The following is a 2,417-nucleotide window of genomic DNA, read 5'->3' on the forward strand; positions in this document are numbered from 1 at the left end:
TAATTACGCACTCCAGATCCGGATGAGCCCGTAAACGGGCTGAAAGACAGAAGCACAAGCCGCGGTGATGCGGCTTGCCCGGAGCCGCTACAACGTCATCTATGCCCTGTTGACTCGGCGTGAGTTCTTCCGAGAAATCCCTGCTAGAAACATCGCCAGGGGTGTGTAGGCCGCTGCGTTGATCACCGCCGGCCCGCACGATGTGGCCCGGCGATCAGTGATGGCTACAACACCCCCATGCGATGTACGTGAAAGTCCACGCCTGACTATTGACAATCCGCATAGGGGCCCCCACGCGGATCGGGACTGAGTGGCGGCCGACCCCTCGGCCCAACAGCGCCCGGGGCCGCCCCCGCGGCCGGACGCCGCCACCTAGGCGCCGAACAGGGCCACTTCCGCCGAGCCGTATTCGACGATCTCAAAATCACTTTCCCGGATCTTCATCCCCCGCCCGTGCTCGATGTCACCGGAGGCCCGGAACTGGAGGCCGAAAACCAGCTCTTCCATGAGCCTCCGCCTTTCACCGCCGCGCGGACGAATGCGCGGTCGCGGATGCCTCGACCCGCGCGCTTCGAACTATCCCCTACCGCCTGGTCCCCCTCCCCTGCCCTCCCCATCGCCTCAAACCTCGTGGTTTAGGAGGGGGAAGATGGCGTTCGAGGGCTCAACAGCTCAAGCCCAGGACCGCCGACTTACAGCTCGTCGATGTGCTTGCGCTTCGGGTAGACGCGCGGGCGAGCACCGGCAATCTCCTCAGCGATGCGAACGACCTGGTTGGAGTAACCGAACTCGTTGTCGTACCAGACGTAGAGCACTAGGTGCTTACCGTTGGCGATGGTAGCCAGACCATCGACGATGCCAGCGTGGGTGGAACCAACGAAGTCGGTGGAGGCCACTTCTGGTGAGTGGATGTAGTCAATCTGCTGGCGCAGGACGGACTTCAGGGAAACTTCGCGCAGGTAGTTGTTAACCTCGTCGCGGTCGACCTCAGTGTCCAGAGTCAGGTTCAGCACCGCCATGGAAACGTCCGGGGTGGGAACGCGGATGGCGTTACCGGTCAGCTTGCCCTCGAACTCCGGCAGAGCCTTGGCGACGGCCTTTGCGGCACCAGTCTCGGTGAGCACCATGTTCAGGGTGGCCGCACGGCCGCGGCGGGTGCCCTTGTGGAAGTTGTCGATGAGGTTCTGGTCGTTGGTGAACGAGTGAACCGTCTCGACGTGACCGAACTCGACGCCCCACTTGTCGTTGACGACCTTCAGCACCGGGGTGATGCCGTTGGTGGTGCAGGACGCGGCGGACAGGATCTTCTCGTCGGCGTCGATGCCCTTGTGGTTGATGCCGTAGACGATGTTGGGGATGTCGCCCTTGCCCGGGGCGGTGAGCAGCACCTTGGACACGCCCTTGGCCTTCAGGTGCTGGCCCAGGCCCTCGCGGTCGCGCCAACGGCCGGTGTTGTCGATGACCAGGGCGTCGTCGATGCCGTACTCGGTGTAGTCGACGGTGGCCGGGTCGGGGGAGTAGATGACCTGAATCGGGGTGCCGTTGGCCCAGATGATGTCGTTTTCGCGGTCGACGGAAATCGTGCCGTCGAAGGCACCGTGGACGGAGTCGCGACGCAGCAGCGAAGCGCGCTTGGCGATGTCGTCGTCACCGTTCTTGCGGACGACGACGGCGCGCAGGCGGGCACCGTTGAACACGGCCTCACGGGCGAGGAGAATGCGGGCCAGCAGACGACCGATGCGGCCGAAGCCGTACAGGACGATGTCGGCCTTCGGGGTCTCATGCGCGGTGCCGATGACGTCGGCGAGCTCACGCTCGAGGTACTCGCCCAGATCGCCGCCCTCGGCCTCGAACTTGGTGGCCAGCGCGCCGAGGTCGATGGAGGCGGTGCCCAGATCCATCTTCACCAGGTGCTCCAGGATCGGCAGGGTCTGCTCGAGCGGAAGCTCCTGCGAGGTGATGCGCCGGGCGTAGCGGTGCGACTTGATGATCGACGTCTCCGTCGGGTTCTGCAGCAGACGGCCGAAGATAGAGGTGACGACGTTCTTCTCGCGCCGCAGCTGGCCGAGCAACGGAATCATCTTCTCCGCGAGGACGACTCGCTCGTTCCAGTCGCTGTGGTTGATCGGTGCCGGCGTCGCCATGGATCCTCCTGGGGTTCAAGGGGGCGTTCGTGAGGGCGGGATTATTCCGCGGCGAAGGAACGCCCGGGGGTTCTTTCGCGTGCTTACGGGGGTACTTTTCGGTTCGAAGAGTCCTCCTTCAAAAGTACGTCTTTCCCGCAACGCACGTCCCACCGGGTGCACCGACACGCCCAAAGGGGTGTACCGGCCGACGACACACGCAACCGACCCGGCACCCGCCCGCGCCCCTGCACCGAAAACGCCGCGACCGGCCACCCCATGGGTGACCGGTCG

Annotated in this window: 2 protein-coding genes; both read right to left on the reverse strand. The window is 64.5% G+C overall.

Going from position 1 to position 2,417, the window contains the following annotated elements; genetic code table 11:
* Positions 1-372 precede the first annotated feature (372 nt).
* On the reverse strand, positions 373-507 hold the full coding sequence (locus tag HMPREF3121_RS12975) for a hypothetical protein (RefSeq protein WP_256388230.1): 135 nt from the start codon (positions 505-507) through the stop codon (positions 373-375).
* A 185-nt stretch (positions 508-692) separates the two neighbouring features.
* Entirely contained in the window at positions 693-2,144 is a 1,452-nt protein-coding gene (locus HMPREF3121_RS02995; RefSeq protein ID WP_070519753.1) for a glyceraldehyde-3-phosphate dehydrogenase, read from the reverse strand.
* Positions 2,145-2,417 lie beyond the last annotated feature (273 nt).

Source organism: Corynebacterium sp. HMSC11E11, from assembly GCF_001807025.1.
Taxonomy (GTDB): domain Bacteria; phylum Actinomycetota; class Actinomycetes; order Mycobacteriales; family Mycobacteriaceae; genus Corynebacterium; species Corynebacterium freneyi.

Bases quoted from the DNA above. Each gene is read 5' to 3' on its own strand.
- HMPREF3121_RS12975 (WP_256388230.1), bottom strand. From the start codon at position 507: ATGGAAGAGCTGGTTTTCGGCCTCCAGTTCCGGGCCTCCGGTGACATC.
- HMPREF3121_RS02995 (WP_070519753.1), bottom strand. From the start codon at position 2,144: ATGGCGACGCCGGCACCGATCAACCACAGCGACTGGAACGAGCGAGTC.